Source organism: Sphaerisporangium viridialbum (assembly GCF_049674955.1).
GTDB classification, from domain to species: domain Bacteria; phylum Actinomycetota; class Actinomycetes; order Streptosporangiales; family Streptosporangiaceae; genus Sphaerisporangium; species Sphaerisporangium viridialbum.
The window spans coordinates 7,720,314-7,739,514 of record NZ_CP187232.1; the positions used below are offsets into that span (position 1 = coordinate 7,720,314).

Here is a 19,201-nt window from a genome sequence, read left to right on the forward strand (position 1 = left end):
GTCGCACGCCGCGTTCCGCGCGGGTCCCTGCAACGTTCCAGGCGTGATCACTGAGCGTCACGGCCATCTCTCGTGAACCGCATGGCTCCGCTCCGTGACCAGGCCGTGATGCGATCGGTACCGCCTGGTTAGTGACCGGTGGCCTTGACCACCTACGTTGTGCAACATGACGGAGAACGGGGACGCGACTCCTCTCGTCAGAGTCGAGAACGTCAACAAGAACTTCGGTGCCCTTCATGTATTGAAGGACATCAACCTGACGGTCTCCCGGGGGGAGGTCGTCGTGGTGATCGGCCCTTCCGGGGGCGGTAAGTCGACGCTGTGCCGTGCCATGAACAGGCTGGAGACGATCGACTCCGGCACGATCACCTTCGACGGGAAGCCGCTTCCCGCCGAGGGGAAGGCACTGGCCAGGCTGAGGTCGGACGTGGGGATGGTGTTCCAGTCCTTCAACCTCTTCGCCCACAAGACGATCCTGGAGAACGTCACACTGGGCCCGGTGAAGGTACGCGGCATCTCTCGCGAGCAGGCCGAGAAACGGGGCATGGAGCTGCTCGAACGCGTCGGCATCGCCAGCCAGGCGGGGAAGTATCCCGCCCAGCTCTCCGGAGGCCAGCAGCAGCGCACGGCCATCGCCCGCGCCCTGGCGATGGACCCGAAGATGATCCTCTTCGACGAGCCGACCTCGGCGCTGGACCCCGAGATGGTCCAGGAGGTGCTCGACGTCATGATCGGTCTCGCTCGGGACGGCATGACCATGGTGGTCGTCACCCACGAGATGGGCTTCGCCCGCCGGGCGGCCAACCGTGTCGTGTTCATGTCCGAGGGGCAGATCGTCGAGGAGAACACCCCCGACGAGTTCTTCACCGACCCCCGGACCGACAGGGCCAAGGACTTCCTGTCCAAGATCCTGACGCACTGACCAGCACGCCCGTGTACGCACCCGTGCGTCGCGCGACGTCCGTACGAGACCTGTACCTGGCGATCCGGACGTACGGATCGCACCTTGATCCCGATGCACTGAAGCACTCCATGCCGACAACCGCTCGACACGAAGAAAGCTGAGGTACACGCATATGCGTTCACGACAGATCGGGGCCATCCTCCTATCTGCCGCGGCACTGGCCGGCAGCCTCTCCGCCTGCGGCAGCGGCGGACCCACGACGGCGCTCCAGAAGGCCAAGGACGACAAGAAGCTCACCATCGGTGTCAAGTACGACCAGCCCGGCCTGGGCCTGAAGAAGCCCGACGGCACAGTGGAGGGCTTCGACGTCGACGTGGCGAAGTACATCGCCAAGGAGCTCGGCGTCCCCGAGAGCGGCATCACCTGGAAGGAAGCGCGCTCGGCCAACCGCGAGACCTTCCTCCAGCAGGGGCAGGTCGACATGATCGTCGCGACCTACTCCATCACCGAGGCGCGCAAGCCCAAGGTGACCTTCGGCGGGCCGCTGTACATCGCCCACCAGGACACGCTCGTCCGCGCCGACGACACCTCCATCACCTCCCTGGACAGCCTCAAGGGCAAGCGCATCTGCCAGGTGACCGGCTCCAACTCCTGGAAGAACATCGCCGAGGGCACCAACAAGGAGAACAAGACGGTCGACGTCCAGCTCGTGCCGGCCGGCGCCTACGAGGAGTGCGTCACCAAGCTGAAGGGCAACGCCATCGACGCGGTGACCACCGACGACACCATCCTCGCTGGGTTCGCCAAGCGTGAGGGCGGAGCGCTCAAGGTCACCGGCGCCCCGTTCACCGACGAGAAGTACGGCGTCGGCCTGAAGAAGGGCGACAAGGAGACCTGCGAGGCCGTCAACAAGGCCATCGTCAAGATGTACCAGGACGGGACGATGCAGAAGATCTTCGACACTCACTTCAGCGGAACCGGCCTGCAGTTCACGGCGACGGGCGCGCCGCCCGCAGAGGGTTGCAGCTGATCCATTTCCCCAGCGCCGGTGAGGTCACCTCACCGGCGCTCCCCGTCTCCGGTGGAGCCCGATGGAATCGCTCTTCGACTTCAGTCCCCTGGTACAGCAGTTCGGTACGATCCTCACAGGCTTCTGGTCGACGATCCGCCTGACCCTCATGAGCGGGCTGCTGGCGCTGGTCCTCGGCACGATCCTGGTCGCCATGCGGGTGTCTCCGACGCCTGTCCTGCGTGCCGCCGGCACCGTCTACGTCAACATCCTGCGCAACACCCCCCTCACCCTCGTCCTGCTGCTGTGCGCGCTCGGACTGAGCGACACCCTCCAGCTCACCCTCTCCGGTGACTCGCCCACGAACTACTACTGGTGGGCGGTGCTGGGGCTGTCGGCGTACACGGCGTCGTTCGTGTGCGAGGCTCTGCGGGCGGGGATGAACACCGTGCCCACCGGCCAGGCCGAGGCGGCCCGCGCCATCGGGCTCACCTTCCTGCAGTCCCTGCGGCTGGTGGTGCTCCCCCAGGCGTTCCGCTCGGTCATCGCCCCGCTGGGCAGCATCCTGATCGCGCTCACCAAGAACACCACCATCGTCATCGTCGCCGGCTACATCGAGGCGTCGGCGGTGATGAAGCAGATGTTCGACGACTACGGCGGCACGCTCCCGATCTTCCTCGGGTTCGCGGCCGGCTACATGGTGCTCACCCTGCCCACCGGCTTCTTCTTCGGCTGGCTCGCCAAGCGGCTGGCGGTGACCCGATGACCGGCCGCCCGCCATCGACGCCCGTACGGCAGACGCCCGCCCGGCAGCCCGTACGAGAGGAGGGGGACGCGTGAGCGCCAACGTCCTTTTCGACGTGCCGGGTCCCCGCGCACGTCTGCGCAACAACATCCTGACCCTGGTCTCCGCCGTGGTGATCCTCGCCGTCGCCTACCTGCTGATCAAGGCGCTGGCCGACAAGGGGCAGTTCGCCGGCAAGATGTGGGAGCCGTTCCTGCGAGGGGACGTCTGGACCGGGCAGATCATCCCCGGCATCATCGCCACGCTGCAGGCCGCGGTCGTCTCGGCCCTGCTCGCGCTGGTCTTCGGCGTCGTCTTCGGGCTGGGCAGGCTCTCGGAGCACTCCTGGATCCGCATGCCCGCCGGCGCGGTGGTGGAGTTCTTCCGCGCGATCCCGCTGCTTCTGCTGATCTTCTTCGCGCAGGCCGGCCCGGCGACGATCAGCGGCTACACCGTCAGCGTGCCGGCCTTCGCCGCCGTGGTCATCGGCCTGACGCTCTACAACGGGTCGGTGCTCGCCGAGGTGTTCCGCGCGGGCATCCTTTCTGTGCCGCGCGGGCAGTCGGAGGCGGGCTACTCCCTCGGGCTGCGCAAGGGCGGGGTCATGCGGCTCATCCTGCTGCCGCAGGCCACCACGGCCATGATGCCCGCCATCGTGAGCCAGATGGTCGTCCTGCTCAAGGACACCGCGCTCGGGTGGGTCATCGCCTACGAGGAGCTGCTGAACTACGGGCTCAAGCAGATCCCGTCCAACTTCGGCAACCTCATCCCGAGCGCGATCGTCATCTCGGTGGTCTACATCGCGATCAACCTGGTGCTCAGCTACATCGCCACCAGGCTGGAACGGCGGAGCAGGCGCAGCCGCCGTACGACCGCGACGGTGGTCGGCGCGCCTGCCGCCGTGGGCGTCGGCACGGGCGCCGAGTGAGCACCGCGCCCGCCGTACGACGAGTGGGCAGGTAAAGGTTCGACCTGATCGCGGGTGGGGGCCACGCGAGGCGGCTTCAATACTGCGATGAGCAGGACGCCGCCCGCCGCACCCCCGCCCGCGCCGACTCGCGGGCCCCTGCTCGCGACGGCGCTGCTGCTCACGCTCGCGACGGTCCTGACCGGCTGCGGAGGCGGCCACGGCACCCTGGTCGTCGGGGTGCGCCCCGGCCGGCCGGGGCTCACCGACCGCCTCCCGGCCGGCGGCTACACCGGGTTCGAGATCGACGTCGCCCGATATGTCGCCAGGCGGCTGGGCTACCGCGACGACCAGGTGAGCTACGTCGAGCTCGGGCCCGAGCCCGCGGGCGCGAAGGCCGACCTGACCATGGGCGTGCCGCTGGCGAAGCGCCGGGACGCCGTGGGGCTGCTTTCCGGGCCGTACCTGGTCTCGGGCCAGGACATCCTGACCCGGGCGAGCGATCTGTCCATCCGGCGCCTCAGGGACCTCACGCAGAAGAGGGTCTGCACCGGCTCCCCCGGCCCTCTGGTGGCGAGGTTCGGCGTGGCGTGGCAGCGGGCGTTCCTCATCACCTCGACCGTGGAGGACTGCGTGCGGATGCTCGCCGCCCGGCGGGTGCACGCCGTCACCGACGACGCGGTGGTGCTCTCCGGTCTCGCCGGCGCCTCGCCGGGGTCCTTCCGGCTCGTCGGCCACACGTTCTCGCGCGACAAGTACGGCATAGCGGTGCGTAAGGACAGCGGAGATCTGCACACCCAGGTCGACGACGCCCTGCGCGCCATGTTCGACGACGGCACGTGGCGGCGCGTGGTGATCGATCATCTGGGCCTGCTGGCGGCGAAATATACGACTCCACCCGCTTTGGAGAAGTACTCGAGAACACGATCAGCGCCGTAGCGGTCACACGCCGGGGTGTTTTCCGGCAGGATTCGGCTATGCCCCCCGAGCGCACGTCCGGGCACCCGGCCTTGCCGTTTGGTGCCTGGCCCTCGCCGATCTCCACCTCAGACGTCGTCCGTGCCGGGCTGCGGCCCGGATACCCGGCCGTCCTGGGCGAGGAGGTCTGGTGGGAGGAGGATCGCCCCGCCGAAGGCGGGCGGCGCACCATCGTCCACCGTGCCCCCGACGGCACCCGCCGCGAGCTGCTTCCCGCCCCCTGGGACGCCCGCACCCGCGTCCACGAGTACGGCGGCCGGTCGTACGCCGTCGCGCCCGGGGTGGGGGTGGTGTTCGCCAACCACTCCGACCAGCGGCTCTACGTCGTGCCCGCCGACGGCTTACCGGGCGGCTCCCGCCCGCTGGCCATCACCCCCGAGCCCGAGCCGCCGTCCGGCCTGCGCTACGCCGACCTCGTCGTCCACGGCGACGAGGTGTGGTGCGTGCAGGAGCGCCACACCGGCGGCAAGGTGGTCCGGTCGATCGTGTCGGTCCCGCTGCGCGGTGGCGGGGAGCCCAGGCAGCGGGTGACCGGCAGCGACTTCTACGCCTTCCCCGCCATCTCCCCCGACGGCGAGCATCTCGCCTACATCTGCTGGGACCACCCGCGCATGCCGTGGGTCGGCACCGAGCTCCGCGTCACCAGGCTCGACCGCGGCGATTCGTGGCGCGTCAAGGGCGGCCCGTCGGAGTCCGTGCTCGCCCCCCGCTGGAAGGACGACCACACCCTCTACCTGATCTCCGACGAGTCCGGCTGGTGGAACCTCCACGAGGCCGGGCTCGACGGCGCCTCGTCGCGGGCGCTCTTCCCCGCCGAGGAGGAGTTCGCCTGGGCGCTCACCGAGCTGGGCGGCGCGCCGTACGCCGTCCTCGGCGACGGCCGGCTCGCGGTCCTGCACGGCCGGGGGGACATGCGGCTCGCGATCCTCGATCCGCGCACCGGGGTCCTCACCGAGCCCGACCTGCCCTACGACGGCTGGGTGCCCTGCCTCAGCGCCGACGGCTCCACCCTGTGCGGCATCGCCTACGGGCCTACGATCCCCCGTTCGGTGGTGCGGCTGGACACCGCCACCGGGCTGGCCGAAGGGCTGCGGCGCGACGTCGGCGAGCTGCCCGACGTCGCCTACCTCCCGGTCCCCCGGTCCGTGGAGATCCACAGCCGGTTCGGGCGGCGCGTGCACGCGTACGTCTACCCGCCCGCCAACCCGGCCGTGCGGACGGGCGAGGCCGCGCCGCCGTACGTCGTCTTCGTGCACGGGGGGCCGACGGCGCACAGCATCACCGCGCTCGACCTGCGGAAGGCCTTCCTCACCAGCCGCGGCATCGGCATCATCGACGTGAACTACGGCGGCTCCACCGGGTACGGCCGCGCCTACCGCGACCGCCTGAAGGGGCACTGGGGCGTCATCGACGTCGAGGACACCATCGCCGCCGCCGAGTGGCTGCTCTCCGACGGCCACGCCGACCCCGCGCGCATCGCCATCCGCGGCGGCAGCGCCGGCGGCTGGACGGCCATGGCCTCCTGCTGCGCCTCAGGGCTGTTCTGCGGCGGCGTCTCCATCGCGGGCATCAGCGCGCTGGCGCCCCTCACCGCCTCGACGCACGACTTCGAGTCGCGCTATGTCGAGTGGCTGGTGGGCCCGGAGGACCCGCTCCTGTACGCCGCACGGGAGCCGCTGGCGAAGTCCGGCCAGGTCGACTGCCCGATGCTGCTGATGCAGGGTCAGGACGACCTTGTGGTGCCCCCGGCGCAGTCGGAGGCGTTCGTGGCGGCCCTCACCGAGCGCGGCGTGCCGTGCACCTACCTCGCCTTCGAGGGGGAGGCACACGGCTTCCGCAGAGCCGAGACCAGGAGCGCCGCCCTCGCCGCCGAGCTGGCCTTCTACCAGCAGCTCTTCCGCGCCTGAAAGGCGGGCTCATGGCGCAGGGGCTTTCAGGGGCTCAGGGGCTCGTGGCTCATGGCGCAGGGGCTTTCAGGGGCTCGGGGGCTCGTGGCGCAGGGGCTTTCAGGGGCTCGGGGGCTCGTGGCTCATGGCGCAGGGGCTTTCAGGGGCTCGGGGCTCAGCGGGCGAACTCCGTGGCGCGGGACTCGCGCACGACGGTGATGCGGATCTGGCCGGGGTAGGTCAGCTCCTCCTCCACCTGCTTGGCCACGTCACGGGCGATCACCTGGGCCTGGATGTCGTCGATCGCCTCCGGCTTGACCATGACCCTGATCTCCCGGCCCGCCTGCATGGCGAAGACCTTCTCCACCCCGTCGTACGACTGGGCGATCTCCTCCAGCCGCTCCAGCCGCTTGACGTACGCCTCCAGCGACTCCCTGCGCGCCCCCGGACGGCTGCCGCTGATCGCGTCGGCGGCCTGGGTCAGCACCGCCTCGACCGTGCGGACCTCCACCTCGTTGTGGTGGGCCTCGATGGCGTGCACGACGTCCTCGTGCTCGCCGTACCGCCGGGCGATCTCGGCGCCGATGAGGGCGTGGCTGCCCTCGACCTCGTGGGTGAGTGCCTTGCCGATGTCGTGCAGCACGGTGCAGCGCTTGAGCAGCATGGCGTCAAGGCGCAGCTCGGAGGCCATGATGCCCGCGATGTGCGCCGACTCGATGAGGTGCTTGAGCACGTTCTGCCCGTAGGAGGTGCGGTAGCGGAGCTGGCCGAGCAGGGTGATCAGCTCGGGGTGCATGTCGGTGATGCCCAGCTCGACCAGGGCGTCCTCACCGGCCCGCACGCACAGGTCCTTCACCTCGTCCTTGCTGCGCTCGTAGGCCTCCTCGATGCGCTGCGGGTGGATGCGCCCGTCGAGGACGAGCTTCTCCAGGGTCAGCCTGCCGGTCTCGCGGCGCACCGGGTCGAAGCACGACAGCAGGACGGCTTCCGGGGTGTCGTCGATGATTAGGTTGACGCCGGTGGTCGACTCGAAGGCCCTGATGTTGCGGCCCTCCCGGCCGATGATGCGGCCCTTCATCTCGTCGCCGGGCAGGTGCAGGACGCTGACCACCGACTCGGCCGTCTGCTCGGTGGCCACCCGCTGCACGGCCAGGGTGACGATCTTGCAGGCGCGCTTCTCGCCCTCCTTGCGGGCCTCGCTCTCGATCTCCCGGATGATCAGCGCGGCCTCGCGCTTGGCCTGGTTCTCGATGGTCATCACGAGCTCGGACTTCGCCTGGTCGGCGGTCAGCCCGGCGACCCGCTCCAGGACCTCGCGGCGCTTCTCCTCGACCTGGTCGAGCTCCGCGCGCCGGTCGGCGAGCTCGCTCTCGGTCTCGGCGAGCTTCCTGCCCCGCTCTGCCTGCCCTCGGGCCTCCTCGTCGAGCCGCTGCTCGCGCTCGGCCAGGCGGTTCTCCCTGCGTTCGAGGTCGGCCCTGAGCTCCTTGAGCTCGTTCTTGAGCGAGCGGGTCTCCTCCTCGACCTCCTTGCGCATCCGTAAGGCGGCCTCGGCGGCGACTTCGGCCCTCCTGAGCACTTCCCCCGCGTCGGACTCCGCCTTGACCCTGATCTCCGCGCCCTCGCGGCGCGCCGTCTCGAGCTCGGCGTTGAGGTCGGCGACCTCCTCCGGCGACGGTCCACGCTTGGCGGCCCGGTCCCCGCCGGTACGGCGTATCAGCACAGCAAGCGCGACAATCGCGACAATCGCCAGCAGGACAACGGCTATCGCCAGCATGATCACGACTGTCGAATTCATGCGCGCCCACCCCTCCTCGCGTCGCGAGCATCAGCACGCGAGGGGTCACACGCACAGCACGGACCGGTCCGACCGGGCGATTGTGGTCAGACGAATATGTCCAACGTCCAGGTGCCGAGGCATCTGTCCGCTGCGAGAGATCAGTCTTGATCGTCCGGCATACACCGTTATGGCAATCCGCACTGCGCGGAGTAACTCCTCACTGTGGTCGAGATTAAGCGTCAGAGAGGTAACGAGCAAGCAAAGTCCGCCCGTCAAGCTACTTTTGCCCTCTCGCCCGAGCTAGTTCACGGTCGCCGCGAGCGCCCTCGTGCCCGATAAATCCCGCTATGCAGCCTAAAGAGCGAAATATGATCATAAGGGGGTGAGTGGGGCTGCGACGGTGCGGTCGTCTGGCTCACGGCCGGATTCAGAAGATTTTCCGGGCAGGCGGCACGATCCCGGGACGGGCGGGTATGGGGCGGCCATGGCACAGATCGGTTACACGCTTATGTGCGAGCAGGCCCCGCCCAAGCAGCTCGTCGACGACGCCGTGAGCGCCGAACGCGCGGGGTTCGACTACGAGACCATCTCCGACCACTACTTTCCCTGGCTGGAGGAGATGGGTCACTCGCCGTACGCCTGGTCGGTGCTCGGTGCCGTCGCGCAGGCGACCGAGCGCATCCCGCTGATGACCTACGTCACCTGCCCGATCATGCGCTACCACCCCACGGTGGTGGCCCAGAAGGCCGCGACCATGGGCGCCCTGTCGGACGGACGCTTCACGCTCGGGCTCGGCGCGGGAGAGAATCTCAACGAGCACGTGGTCGGCAGCGGCTGGCCCCCGGTGAACATCCGCCACGAGATGTTCGGCGAGGCCATCGAGATCATCCAGGCCCTGTTCGGCGGGGAGTACATCAGCTATCGCGGCGATCACTTCACCGTCGACTCGGCCAAGCTCTACGACCTGCCGGACGAGCCGGTGCCGGTCGGCATCGCCGCCTCCGGACGGCAGTCGGTGGACCTCGCGGCGGAGTACGGCGACGCCCTGATCGCCACCGAGCCGGACGCGGACCTCGTGGAGCGCTTCCGGGTGTCGGGAGGCGCGGACAAGCCGATCTACGGCCAGCTCGTGGTCTCCTACGACACCGACGCCGAGGCCGCCAAGGAGCGGGCCCACCGCCTGTGGAAGTGGTTCCCCGCCGGCTGGAAGGTGCTGGCGGAGCTGCCTGGCCCGGTGAACTTCGCGGCCTACGCGCAGTTCGTACGGCCCGATGACGTGGCGAAGCACGTGCCCTGCGGCTCGGACGTCGACGCGGTGGTGCAGGCGGTCAAGGAGTTCACCGACGCCGGGTTCACCCACGTGGCCCTGGTGCAGGCCGGCGCGGACCACCAGCGCGAGTTCCTGGGCTGGGCCGAAAAAGAACTCCTCCCCGCCCTCCGCCACCTCTGATCCTTCGCGACCAGGGATCCTTCGCCACCTCTGATCCACCGCGACCCGCGACCCTTCGCCACCTCTGATCCACCGCGACCCGCGACCCTTCGCCGCCTTTGATCCACCGCGACCCGTGATCCTTCGCCGCCTCTGGCCGTCCGCCGTCCTGCGACGGACGGCACCGCGCCCATCGCAGAAGGACGAGAGTGATCAGCGGATGAACCTGCCAAGGTCGAGATCGATGTCGACATCGAACCCGACCACGGTCTTGAGCCGCTCGCGATGGATGCCGGTCGGCACATACGCCTTCACACTGGGCTCCAGCTCGAAGGTGTAGACAACCGGCGCCTCGCCCTCCTGCTCGACACGCCAGAGATACCGGATGCCGGCATTGGAGTACTTGATCGGCTTGGTGGTCCGGTCTCTCTCCACCGACTCAGGCGACACCACCTCGATCACCAGGTGCACGTCCTCAGGCACGAACGAGGTCGTCCTCAGATTCGCCATCGCGGCGCGCCTCACGACCAGGATGTCCGGCTCAGGGCGTTGCCGCACACCCAGTGTCACGCTCATCTCCCGGACCACGAAAAGATCATCAGGAGGTGTGAGGTCACGCTCGAAGAGCCGGAGCATGAGCATATGAAAGGCGCTCCGCGGCGACATCATGATGAGTGACCCATCGATCAGCTCGACGTGCCTGGGCGCGTCGGGGGGAAGATGATCGAGCATGTCCGCGGTCCAGCCGCCGGGAGGTCCTGGGTAGAACCAATCAGGAAGCGCCGTGCTCATATGGCTTCCTCCTCCTCCCGCGAAATCACCCGACAGCGCCATCTTGCCACGCACGGTGACAACAGCACTCCCCTAACGCCGGCCACCAGCAGCCCCCGCCCCAGCCCGTGATCTCATGCGGGAGTCGTCTTGAGAATTTGCGCCCACCCGAACTGACGGGTGATCCGTGTGCTGCCCACCCACACCGTGGCCCCCACCAGCCCAGCGGAAAGGAACCCATCAGTCCCTGGATCCCTTTTGCATGGCGCCACCGGCCCCGCCGCCTGCCCAGCGGCACCCCGTTTCAGCCGGGTTCTGTCGCCACTACCTCATGTGACGGCACCGGCTAGCGATCTCGTGCTGAAGCCCTCTTGGAGGGTTCGTGCCCACCCGTCACCCAATTGACGGGTGATCCGTGTGCTGCCCACCCACACCCTGGGTCACACCAGCGCAGCGAATGGGAGACGCCCCCCTCTCCCTCTTGCGCATGCCACCCCCAACGCTTGCCCTCTTTTGCGCATGCCACTCCCAGCGCTTGCCCTTGCCCCATTCGTGCTCCGGCCGGCCATCCTTCGAAAGTCACGGACCCAAGACCCGCCCTGGTGATTCACCTGCCGCATTCGATGAGGTCAAATCCTGGGTGGGCAACACCCGGACCACCACCCAACCGCTCGACGGGAGGGCGAAAATAGATCCGTCGAACCTCCGCCGCCGGCCGTCCCCAACCGGCCCCCCTCCGGCTCGTCACTCCCTCGCCCCTCTCCTCCAGGCGGCCCAACTCTTGGGTGGGCTCAACGCTGGACCACTCGCAGGGGGTGGCCGGGTGCCGCGGGCGGTGGCTTGGTGGGGTCGGGTTACTCGAAGTCGTCGGGGATGTCGTCGGTGGGCTGGCCCTCGTTTTCCAGGGCCTCCCGTACGACGCGGTAGGCGAGGCTGCCGGAGTAGCCCTTGCGAGCCAGCATGCCCGCCAGCCGGCGTACCCGGGCGGCAGGCTCGAGGCCACGGGTGCCCGGGAGCTTGCGCTCGACGAGCCGCCGGGCGGTCTCCAGCTCCTGGTCGGGGTCGAGCTGGTCGACCGCGTCGCGCACGGTGTCCTCATCGACGCCGCGCTTGCGAAGCTCGGACGCGAGTGCCCGCCGGGCCAGGCCACGCCCGGCGTGACGAGAGCTCACCCATGCCTCGGCGAACGCCTCGTCGTCAATGAGCCCTACGTCGGAGAAGCGGGCGAGCACGGACTCCGCCGCGTCGTCGGGGATGTTCCTCTTGCGGAGCGCCTCGGCGAGCTGGGCCCTTGTACGCGGAGCCATGGTGAGCAGTCGCAGGCAGACGGCCCGTGCCACCGCCTCAGGATTCGCCGGAGGGCCCTCGGCGGCCGACGACCCCTCGACCGGCGCATCGAACCCAGCAAACCCACCCGCCCGACGACCCGACCAACCGGACCCACCCGGCCGACCTGACCGACCCGCGCCGCCGTCCTCTGGACTGGACCTGTGCCCGGGTTCGGGGCCGTCCGGGGGCTCGGACATGGGTTGGGGCCAGGGGTCCCAGGAGGGGCGAGGTCGGTCGGGATCTGGTGAGTGGGCGGAGTCGCGGGGTCGTTTACGACCGCGCCGGCGCCCGCCAGGACCGTCGAGGCCAGGACCGTCGAGGCCGGAGCTGCCGCGCCCCTCTTCGGGACCCTCCTCGATCCAGGCGCCCCAGTCCCCTGGCCGCAGGCGGCCAGGGGTGTCGTCGCTCGCAGGCATGTGAGATCAGCTCAGATCAGACGTCACCCGGCTTGGGCGCCTTGCTGCCACGACCGGAGGGAGCGGGCGCGGCGGGAACGGTGGCCAGAGCCTCGGCGGGGCTGTCGAGGCGAGGCCCGACGCCGAGCTTCTCCTTGATCTTCTTCTCGATCTCGTTGGCGATGTCGGGGTTGTTCTTCAGGAAGTTACGGGCGTTCTCCTTGCCCTGCCCGAGCTGGTCGCCCTCGTATGTGTACCAAGCGCCGGCCTTGCGGACGAAGCCGTGCTCGACGCCCATGTCGATCAGGCCGCCCTCGCGGGAGATGCCGAAGCCGTAGAGGATGTCGAAGTCGGCCACCCGGAAGGGCGGGGCCATCTTGTTCTTCACGACCTTGACGCGGGTGCGGTTGCCGACCGCCTCGGTGCCGTCCTTGAGCGTCTCGATGCGGCGGACGTCGAGACGCACCGACGCGTAGAACTTGAGCGCCTTGCCACCGGTCGTGGTCTCGGGCGACCCGAACATGACGCCGATCTTCTCGCGGAGCTGGTTGATGAAGATCGCGGTCGTGCCGGTGTTGCTGAGGGCGCCGGCCACCTTGCGGAGGGCCTGGGACATCAGGCGGGCCTGGAGGCCCACGTGGCTGTCGCCCATCTCGCCCTCGATCTCGGCCTTCGGCACGAGGGCCGCGACCGAGTCGATGACCACGAGGTCGATCGCGCCGGAGCGGATCAGCATGTCGGCGATCTCAAGCGCCTGCTCACCGGTGTCGGGCTGGGAGACTAGGAGCGCGTCGGTGTCGACACCGAGCTTGCCGGCGTACTCGGGGTCGAGGGCGTGCTCCGCGTCGATGAACGCGGCGATGCCGCCGCCGCGCTGAGCGTTGGCGACGGCGTGGAGCGCCACGGTCGTTTTACCGCTGGACTCGGGGCCGTAGATCTCGACGATGCGGCCACGGGGGAACCCGCCGATGCCGAGCGCGACGTCGAGCGCGATGGCCCCGGTAGGAATGATCTCGATGGGGGCTCGCGCGTCATCGCCGAGGCGCATGACAGAGCCCTTGCCGAACTGCCGCTCGATCTGAGCGAGAGCAGTCTCAAGGGCCTTCTCGCGGTCGTTGGCTGCCATGGAGTGCTCCCCTGGAGGGTGTGTCGAAGTCGTTTCCGTCGCTTGCAAGCTACGGGCTGCCACCGACATTTTCCCGGAGTGGGCCCAGGGCCGTCGGCAAGTTCAATATAGCCGAACGATTGTTCGATCACAGCTCAACGCCATCGGAGACCCGAACGCTTTCGAATCGGCGGAGCAGCGACGATGACGTGGAGGCGGAGGTCGGCCCGTACGTTCAGAGGCCAGTACGTCCAGAGGCCGGTGCCGCGAGCTTGACTCCGGCGGGCAGGCCGGCTGCCGGGCGTGGGAGCGAGGGGGGTCAGCGTAGGCGGGAGTCCACGTCGGTTACGCCGCACACGGCGCGCCAGACCTCTTTGGCGGACACGCCGTCGGCGAGGGCCTGCGTCACGGTGCGGCCGCCCAGCTCCGCGATCACGTAGTCACGCGCCCAGGACTCGGCATACCGCTCACCGAAGTGGCGGTTCATCCGGTTCCAGAATTCGGTCAGGCGCATCCCCCCAGTATGGTGCCGGAGACCACGTGGACGGACCGGGCCCTTAGGAGGCACCTCCCCCCGATCACGGTGCGGCGGTACGCGGTCACAGGACGCGGGTGCCGTACATCTCCCCCAGAGGGTCGGCGAGGAGCTCCAGGCGGGCGCCGTCGGGGTCGCGGAAGTAGATCGAGGCGTCGCTCTCCAGCTGATAGGGCACGCCCGCCTCGTCCAGCTTGCCCCGGAGCATCTCCCACTTCCCGCGCTCCACGGAGATCGCGATGTGGTGCAGCCCGCCCAGCACCTCCTGGTACGGCCCGAGGTCCAGCCCCGGAAGATCGAAGAACGCCAGCAGGTTTCCGTTGCCGATGTCGAAGAAGAAGTGGCTGGACCCCCTGTAGTCGCGGTTCTCGAAGATCTCCGTCAGCGGGAACTCCAGGATCCCCTGGTAGAAGTCGATCGTCCGCTCGACGTCCGAGCAGATCAGCGCGAAGTGGTGAAGGCCGCGTGCGCTGCTCTCGGGGCGCCGCGCGCGAAGGTGCCGATCGCGGATGCGGTTTCTGGTCGCCTCGATGGCCGCGTAGTCGATGTCCATAGTTCAGGTGACGTCGCAGGCGGGCCCCATGTCAAGACTTGGGCGTTTCGTCCGAGTGCTGCATCTTCAGGAACTTTGTCCCGTCGAGCGCCCCGGGTACGGGCGATGGCGCGTTCTGTCGGTGGCGGGTTGCATGATGAAGCCGTGACCGGATCCGCGCTCGACCATTTCACGTCGGTGACCAGGCAATGGTTCACCGGCGCCTTCGCCGCGCCGACGGCCGCGCAGGAGGGGGCATGGCGGTCGATCGCGCGCGGTGACAACACGCTCGTGGTCGCGCCGACCGGGTCGGGCAAGACCCTCGCCGCCTTCCTGTGGTCCCTCGACCGCCTCGCCGCCGAGCGGACGACCACCCCCGAGCCTGCGGAGACCCGATCTTCGAAGGCAGGGCGAGGGCAGGGGAAGGCCGGGGCGCGAGGGGAGCGCCCGGCGCGGCAGTGCCGCGTCGTCTATGTGTCGCCGCTGAAGGCGCTGGCGGTCGACGTCGAGCGCAACCTCAGAGCCCCGCTCGCGGGCCTCAAGCAGACCGCCCGGCGCATGGGCCTGCCCGTCCCCGAGATCTCCGTGGCCATCCGGTCCGGCGACACCGCCGCGGAGGACCGCCGCCGTTTCGCCGCCGATCCCGCCGACATCCTGATCACCACCCCCGAGTCGCTCTACCTGCTGCTCACCAGCAGGGCACGTGACGCGCTGCGCGGGGTCGAGACGGTCATCGTCGACGAGGTGCACGCGGTCGCCGCCACCAAACGAGGCGTCCACCTCGCGCTCACCCTGGAGCGGCTCGACGCCCTGCTGGCCCGGCCGGCCCAGCGCGTCGGCCTGTCCGCCACCGTCCGCCCCGTGAGCGAGGTGGCGACTTTCCTGGGCGGCGCCCGCCCGACGACGGTCGTGCAGCCGCCCTCGGAGAAGGTCATCGAGGTGCGGGTGATCGTCCCCGTCGAGGACATGACCGAGCTCGACGGCGCGCCCCAGCAGCCCGCCCTGTCCGGCGAAGGCTCCGGTGAGGGTGGGGGTGACGGTGAGACCCCGTGGTCGATGGAGCCTCCGGCGCGGCGGTCCATCTGGCCGCACGTGGAGGAGCATCTGCTCGATCTGATCGGGGCCCACCGTTCGACGATCGTGTTCGCGAACTCGCGGCGCCTCGCCGAGCGCCTGTGCGCGCGGCTCAACGAGCTGGCCTTCGAACGCATGGCGCCCCCGGCCGACGACCCCGTCACCGGTGACGGGCTCCCGCCCGGCGCGTGCTCACCGCCCGCGCTGCCCCCACCGGCCGTGGTCATGGCGCAGGCCGGTTCCACGAAGGGGGCGGTGCCCGAGATCGTGCGCGCCCACCACGGGTCGGTCTCCAAGGAGGAGCGGGCGCAGATCGAGGAGGCGCTGAAGTCCGGCCGCCTGCCCGCCGTGGTGGCGACCTCCAGCCTGGAGCTCGGCATCGACATGGGCTCGGTCGACCTGGTCGCCTGCGTGGAGGCGCCGCCCAGCGTCGCCAGCGGGTTGCAGCGCATCGGCCGGGCGGGCCACCAGGTCGGCGCCGTCTCCAGGGGCGTGATCTTCCCCAAGTACCGCGGCGACCTGGTCCAGACGGCCGTCGTGTCCGAGCGCATGAAGTCCGGCGAGATCGAGGAGATGCGCTATCCGCGCAACCCCCTCGACGTGCTGGCCCAGCAGATCGTGGCGATGTGCGCCCTCGACGAGTGGACGGTCGACGAGCTGGAGACGCTGGTCAGGCGGGCCGCCCCCTATGCCACGCTGCCCCGCAGCGCGCTCGAGGCCACGCTCGACATGCTCGCCGGGCGCTATCCCAGTGAAGAGTTCGCCGAGTTGCGCCCGCGCATCGTGTGGGACCGCGTGACCGGCCGCGTCACGGGCCGTCCCGGAGCCCAGCGCCTCGCGGTGACCAACGCCGGCACCATCCCCGACCGCGGCATGTTCGGCGTCTTCCTGGTCGGAGGCGACACCCGGGGCGGCGGCAGGAGGGTCGGCGAGCTCGACGAGGAGATGGTCTACGAGTCCCGGGTGGGCGACGTCTTCGTGCTGGGCGCCACCTCCTGGCGCATCGAGGACATCACGGCCGACCGGGTGCTGGTCTCCCCCGCTCCCGGCCAGCCGGGCAAGCTGCCGTTCTGGCACGGCGACGCGCCGGGCCGTCCCGCCGAGCTGGGCCGGGCGCTCGGGGCGTTCCTGCGCGAGCTGTCCGGGGGCAAGACCGAGCGGCTCACCGAGGCCGGGCTCGACGCGTTCGCCGTCGGCAACCTCCTCGCCTATCTCGCCGAGCAGCGTGCGGCCACCGGTTACGTGCCCGACGATCGCACCCTGCTCGTCGAGCGCTTCCACGACGAGCTCGGCGACTGGCGCGTGGTGATCCACACCCCGTACGGTGCCCGCGTCCACGCGCCGTGGGCGCTCGCGATCGGGCGGCGGCTGCGCGAGCGGTACGACATCGACGTGCAGACCATGCACTCCGACGACGGCATCGTGCTGCGCATCCCCGACACGCTCGAAGGGGCGCCCACCGACGTGGCGATCTTCGACGCCGACGAGATCGAGCAGATCGTCACCGAGGAGCTGGGCGGGTCGGCGCTGTTCGCGTCGCGGTTCCGCGAGTGCGCCGGCCGCGCGCTCCTGCTGCCCCGGCGCAGCCCTGGCAGGCGGTCTCCCCTCTGGCAGCAGCGGCAGCGGGCCGCCAACCTGCTGAAGGTCGCGAGCAAGTACGGCTCGTTCCCCGTGGTGCTCGAAACCATGCGCGAGTGCCTCCAGGATGTCTTCGACGTTCCGGGGCTGGTCCAGCTCATGCGCGACATCGGCGCCCGGCGCGTGCGGGTGGTGGAGGTGGAGACCGACCAGGCCTCGCCCTTCGCGGCGTCCATGCTCTTCGCCTACGTCGGCGCCTTCATGTACGAAGGGGACGCGCCGCTGGCGGAGCGCCGGGCCCAGGCGCTCGCCCTGGACACCCACCTGCTGGCCGAGCTGCTCGGGGAGGCCGATCTTCGCGAGCTGCTCGACCCCGATGTGGTGGCCGACACCGAGCGCGAGCTCGCCAGGCTCGACCGTCCCCTGCGCGACGCCGAGGACCTCGCCGACCTGCTGCGGACCCACGGCCCGTTGCAGGCGGAGGACGTCACGGTGCGCGAGGGCGACCCCACATGGCTGGCCGAGCTCGAGAGGGCCCGGCGCGCCATCCGGGTGCGGGTCGCCGGGGTCGAGCAGTGGGCGGCGATCGAGGACGCCGCCAGGCTGCGCGACGCGCTCGGCGTCCCTCTGCCGATGGGCCTGCCGCACGCCTTCCTGGAGCCGGTGGCCGATCCGCTCGGCGATCTCCTCGCCCGGCATGCCCGCACACGCGGCCCGTTCCCCGCCACGACGGCCGCGGTCAGGTTCGGCCTCGGCGTCGCGGTGGTGGTGGACGCCCTGCGGCGGCTGGCCTCGTCGGGAAGGGTCGTGTCCGGCGAGTTCCGGCCGGGCGGCTGGGGTGAGGAGTGGTGCGACGCGGGGGTGCTCCGGCTGCTGCGACGCAGGTCGCTGGCCCGGCTCCGCAAGGAGGTCGAGCCGGTGCCTCCCGAGGCCCTGGGCGCGTTCTCCCCGGCGTGGCACGGCATCACCGAGGGCCGATCGGCCCGGGGCATGGATGCTCTGGTGCACGCCATCGAGCAGTTGCAGGGCGCGGCCGTGCCGGCCTCCGCGCTGGAGACGCTGATCCTGCCGAGCAGGGTTCCGGGGTACGAGCCCTCCCTGCTCGACGAGCTGACCGCCTCGGGTGAGGTCGTGTGGGCCGGTCAGGGTTCGCTTCCCGGCGGTGACGGCTGGGTGGCGCTGTTCTTCGCCGACACCGCTCCGCTGCTGCTGCCTCCACCGGCCGAGATCACGATGACCCCACTGCACGAGAAGGTCCTCGCGGCGCTGAGCGGCGGCGGGGCGCTGTTCTTCCGCGACCTCGGCAACCGGGTCGGTTCGATGGACGACACCGCGCTCGCCGGCGTGCTGTGGGATCTCGTGTGGGCGGGGCGGGTGTCCGGCGACACGCTCGCGCCCCTGCGGGCGGCGCTCGGCTCCGGGCGGCCCGCGCACCGCGCGACGACGGCCCGCAGGCGCAGGGCCGTACTGCCCACCCGCTCAGGGCCTCCGACCGTGAGCGGCCGCTGGTGGCCGCTGCCCGAGCCCTCCGCCGACGCCACCCAGCGCGCCCACGCCCAGGCCGAGGTGCTGCTCGAACGGCACGGCGTGGTCACCAAGGGCGCGGTGGCCGCAGAGCGTCTCACCGGAGGTTTCGCCACCGTCTATCCCGTGCTGCGGGCGTTCGAGGAGACCGGGCGGTGCCGTCGCGGCTACTTCGTCGAGGGCCTGGGAGGCGCCCAGTTCGCGCTTCCCGGCGCCGTCGACCGCATGCGGGCCATCGCGTCGACGCTGTTCTCCGAGGTCGGCGGTCCCCGCCCGCGGAGCGGTGCCACGAGCGAGCGGCGCGCGGTGGTCCTCGCCGCGACCGACCCCGCCAACCCGTACGGGGCGGCCCTGCCGTGGCCCGCCCATCCGGGAGAGATCACGCACAAGCCGGGGCGCAAGGCGGGCGCGCTGGTGGTGCTGGTCGACGGCCGTCTGGTGCTCTATGTCGAGCGCGGCGGCAAGACGCTGCTGTCCTTCGCCGACGACGACCGGCTGCAGCCGGCGGTCGACGCGCTGGCGCTGGCCGTGCGCGACGGAGCCCTCGGGAAGCTGACGGTCGAGAAGGCCGACGGCACGGCGATCGTCAACTCCCCGCTGGCCTCCGCCCTGGAGGCCGCGGGCTTCCACCCCACCCCCCGCGGCCTACGCCTGCGCGCCTGACCCGCCCGCCCAGCTGCACGG

At 70.1% G+C, this 19,201-nt stretch carries 14 protein-coding genes; 8 read left to right on the forward strand and 6 right to left on the reverse strand.

All coding sequences use genetic code 11. The features are described from left to right. Positions 1-166 precede the first annotated feature (166 nt). The 6 genes from ACOZ38_RS34740 (at position 167) to ACOZ38_RS34765 (ending at position 6,489) form a co-directional block, all read left to right on the forward strand. Positions 167-922 carry an amino acid ABC transporter ATP-binding protein gene (locus ACOZ38_RS34740; RefSeq protein WP_405140342.1) on the forward strand — a complete coding sequence of 252 codons (756 nt, stop codon included), beginning with the start codon at positions 167-169 and terminating at the stop codon, positions 920-922. A gap of 154 nt (positions 923-1,076) precedes the next feature. Further along, the gene (locus ACOZ38_RS34745; protein ID WP_424535268.1) at positions 1,077-1,934 is read left to right on the forward strand and encodes a glutamate ABC transporter substrate-binding protein; all 858 of its coding nucleotides are present in this window, start codon (positions 1,077-1,079) and stop codon (positions 1,932-1,934) included. 61 nt (positions 1,935-1,995) lie between these two features. Further along, entirely contained in the window at positions 1,996-2,679 is a 684-nt protein-coding gene (locus ACOZ38_RS34750) for an amino acid ABC transporter permease (RefSeq protein WP_424535269.1), read from the forward strand. Between the two features lie 70 nt (positions 2,680-2,749). Continuing rightward, on the forward strand, positions 2,750-3,625 hold the full coding sequence (locus tag ACOZ38_RS34755; RefSeq protein WP_424535270.1) for an amino acid ABC transporter permease: 876 nt from the start codon (positions 2,750-2,752) through the stop codon (positions 3,623-3,625). Positions 3,626-3,712: 87 nt separating this feature from the next. After that, on the forward strand, positions 3,713-4,543 hold the full coding sequence (locus ACOZ38_RS34760; RefSeq protein ID WP_424535271.1) for a transporter substrate-binding domain-containing protein: 831 nt from the start codon (positions 3,713-3,715) through the stop codon (positions 4,541-4,543). Between the two features lie 38 nt (positions 4,544-4,581). Continuing rightward, entirely contained in the window at positions 4,582-6,489 is a 1,908-nt protein-coding gene (locus ACOZ38_RS34765; RefSeq protein WP_424535272.1) for a S9 family peptidase, read from the forward strand. A 154-nt stretch (positions 6,490-6,643) separates the two neighbouring features. Here the strand turns inward: ACOZ38_RS34765 and rny are convergent, their stop codons facing one another. Beyond that, positions 6,644-8,263, reverse strand: coding sequence for a ribonuclease Y (gene rny / locus ACOZ38_RS34770; protein WP_424535273.1), 1,620 nt, complete (start codon positions 8,261-8,263; stop codon positions 6,644-6,646). 466 nt (positions 8,264-8,729) lie between these two features. Here rny and ACOZ38_RS34775 point away from each other — a divergent pair, with 466 nt between their 5' ends. Beyond that, positions 8,730-9,695 carry an LLM class F420-dependent oxidoreductase gene (locus ACOZ38_RS34775; RefSeq protein ID WP_424535274.1) on the forward strand — a complete coding sequence of 322 codons (966 nt, stop codon included), beginning with the start codon at positions 8,730-8,732 and terminating at the stop codon, positions 9,693-9,695. 192 nt (positions 9,696-9,887) lie between these two features. Here ACOZ38_RS34775 and ACOZ38_RS34780 read toward each other — a convergent pair whose 3' ends face one another. The 5 genes from ACOZ38_RS34780 to ACOZ38_RS34800 form a co-directional block, all read right to left on the reverse strand. Beyond that, on the reverse strand, positions 9,888-10,520 hold the full coding sequence (locus ACOZ38_RS34780; protein WP_424535275.1) for a Uma2 family endonuclease: 633 nt from the start codon (positions 10,518-10,520) through the stop codon (positions 9,888-9,890). Positions 10,521-11,299: 779 nt separating this feature from the next. Continuing rightward, positions 11,300-12,190, reverse strand: a complete 891-nt coding sequence (gene recX / locus ACOZ38_RS34785) for a recombination regulator RecX (protein ID WP_424535277.1) — start codon at positions 12,188-12,190, stop codon at positions 11,300-11,302. A 16-nt stretch (positions 12,191-12,206) separates the two neighbouring features. Then, on the reverse strand, positions 12,207-13,295 hold the full coding sequence (gene recA, locus ACOZ38_RS34790; RefSeq protein WP_424535278.1) for a recombinase RecA: 1,089 nt from the start codon (positions 13,293-13,295) through the stop codon (positions 12,207-12,209). Between the two features lie 298 nt (positions 13,296-13,593). After that, positions 13,594-13,788, reverse strand: a complete 195-nt coding sequence (locus tag ACOZ38_RS34795) for a DUF3046 domain-containing protein (RefSeq protein ID WP_405140353.1) — start codon at positions 13,786-13,788, stop codon at positions 13,594-13,596. An 85-nt stretch (positions 13,789-13,873) separates the two neighbouring features. After that, entirely contained in the window at positions 13,874-14,362 is a 489-nt protein-coding gene (locus ACOZ38_RS34800; RefSeq protein WP_424535279.1) for a VOC family protein, read from the reverse strand. 105 nt (positions 14,363-14,467) lie between these two features. On the opposite strand from ACOZ38_RS34800, the gene ACOZ38_RS34805 reads away from it, so the two are divergent. Further along, entirely contained in the window at positions 14,468-19,180 is a 4,713-nt protein-coding gene (locus ACOZ38_RS34805) for an ATP-dependent helicase (RefSeq protein WP_424535280.1), read from the forward strand. The last annotated feature ends 21 nt before the right edge of the window (positions 19,181-19,201 follow it).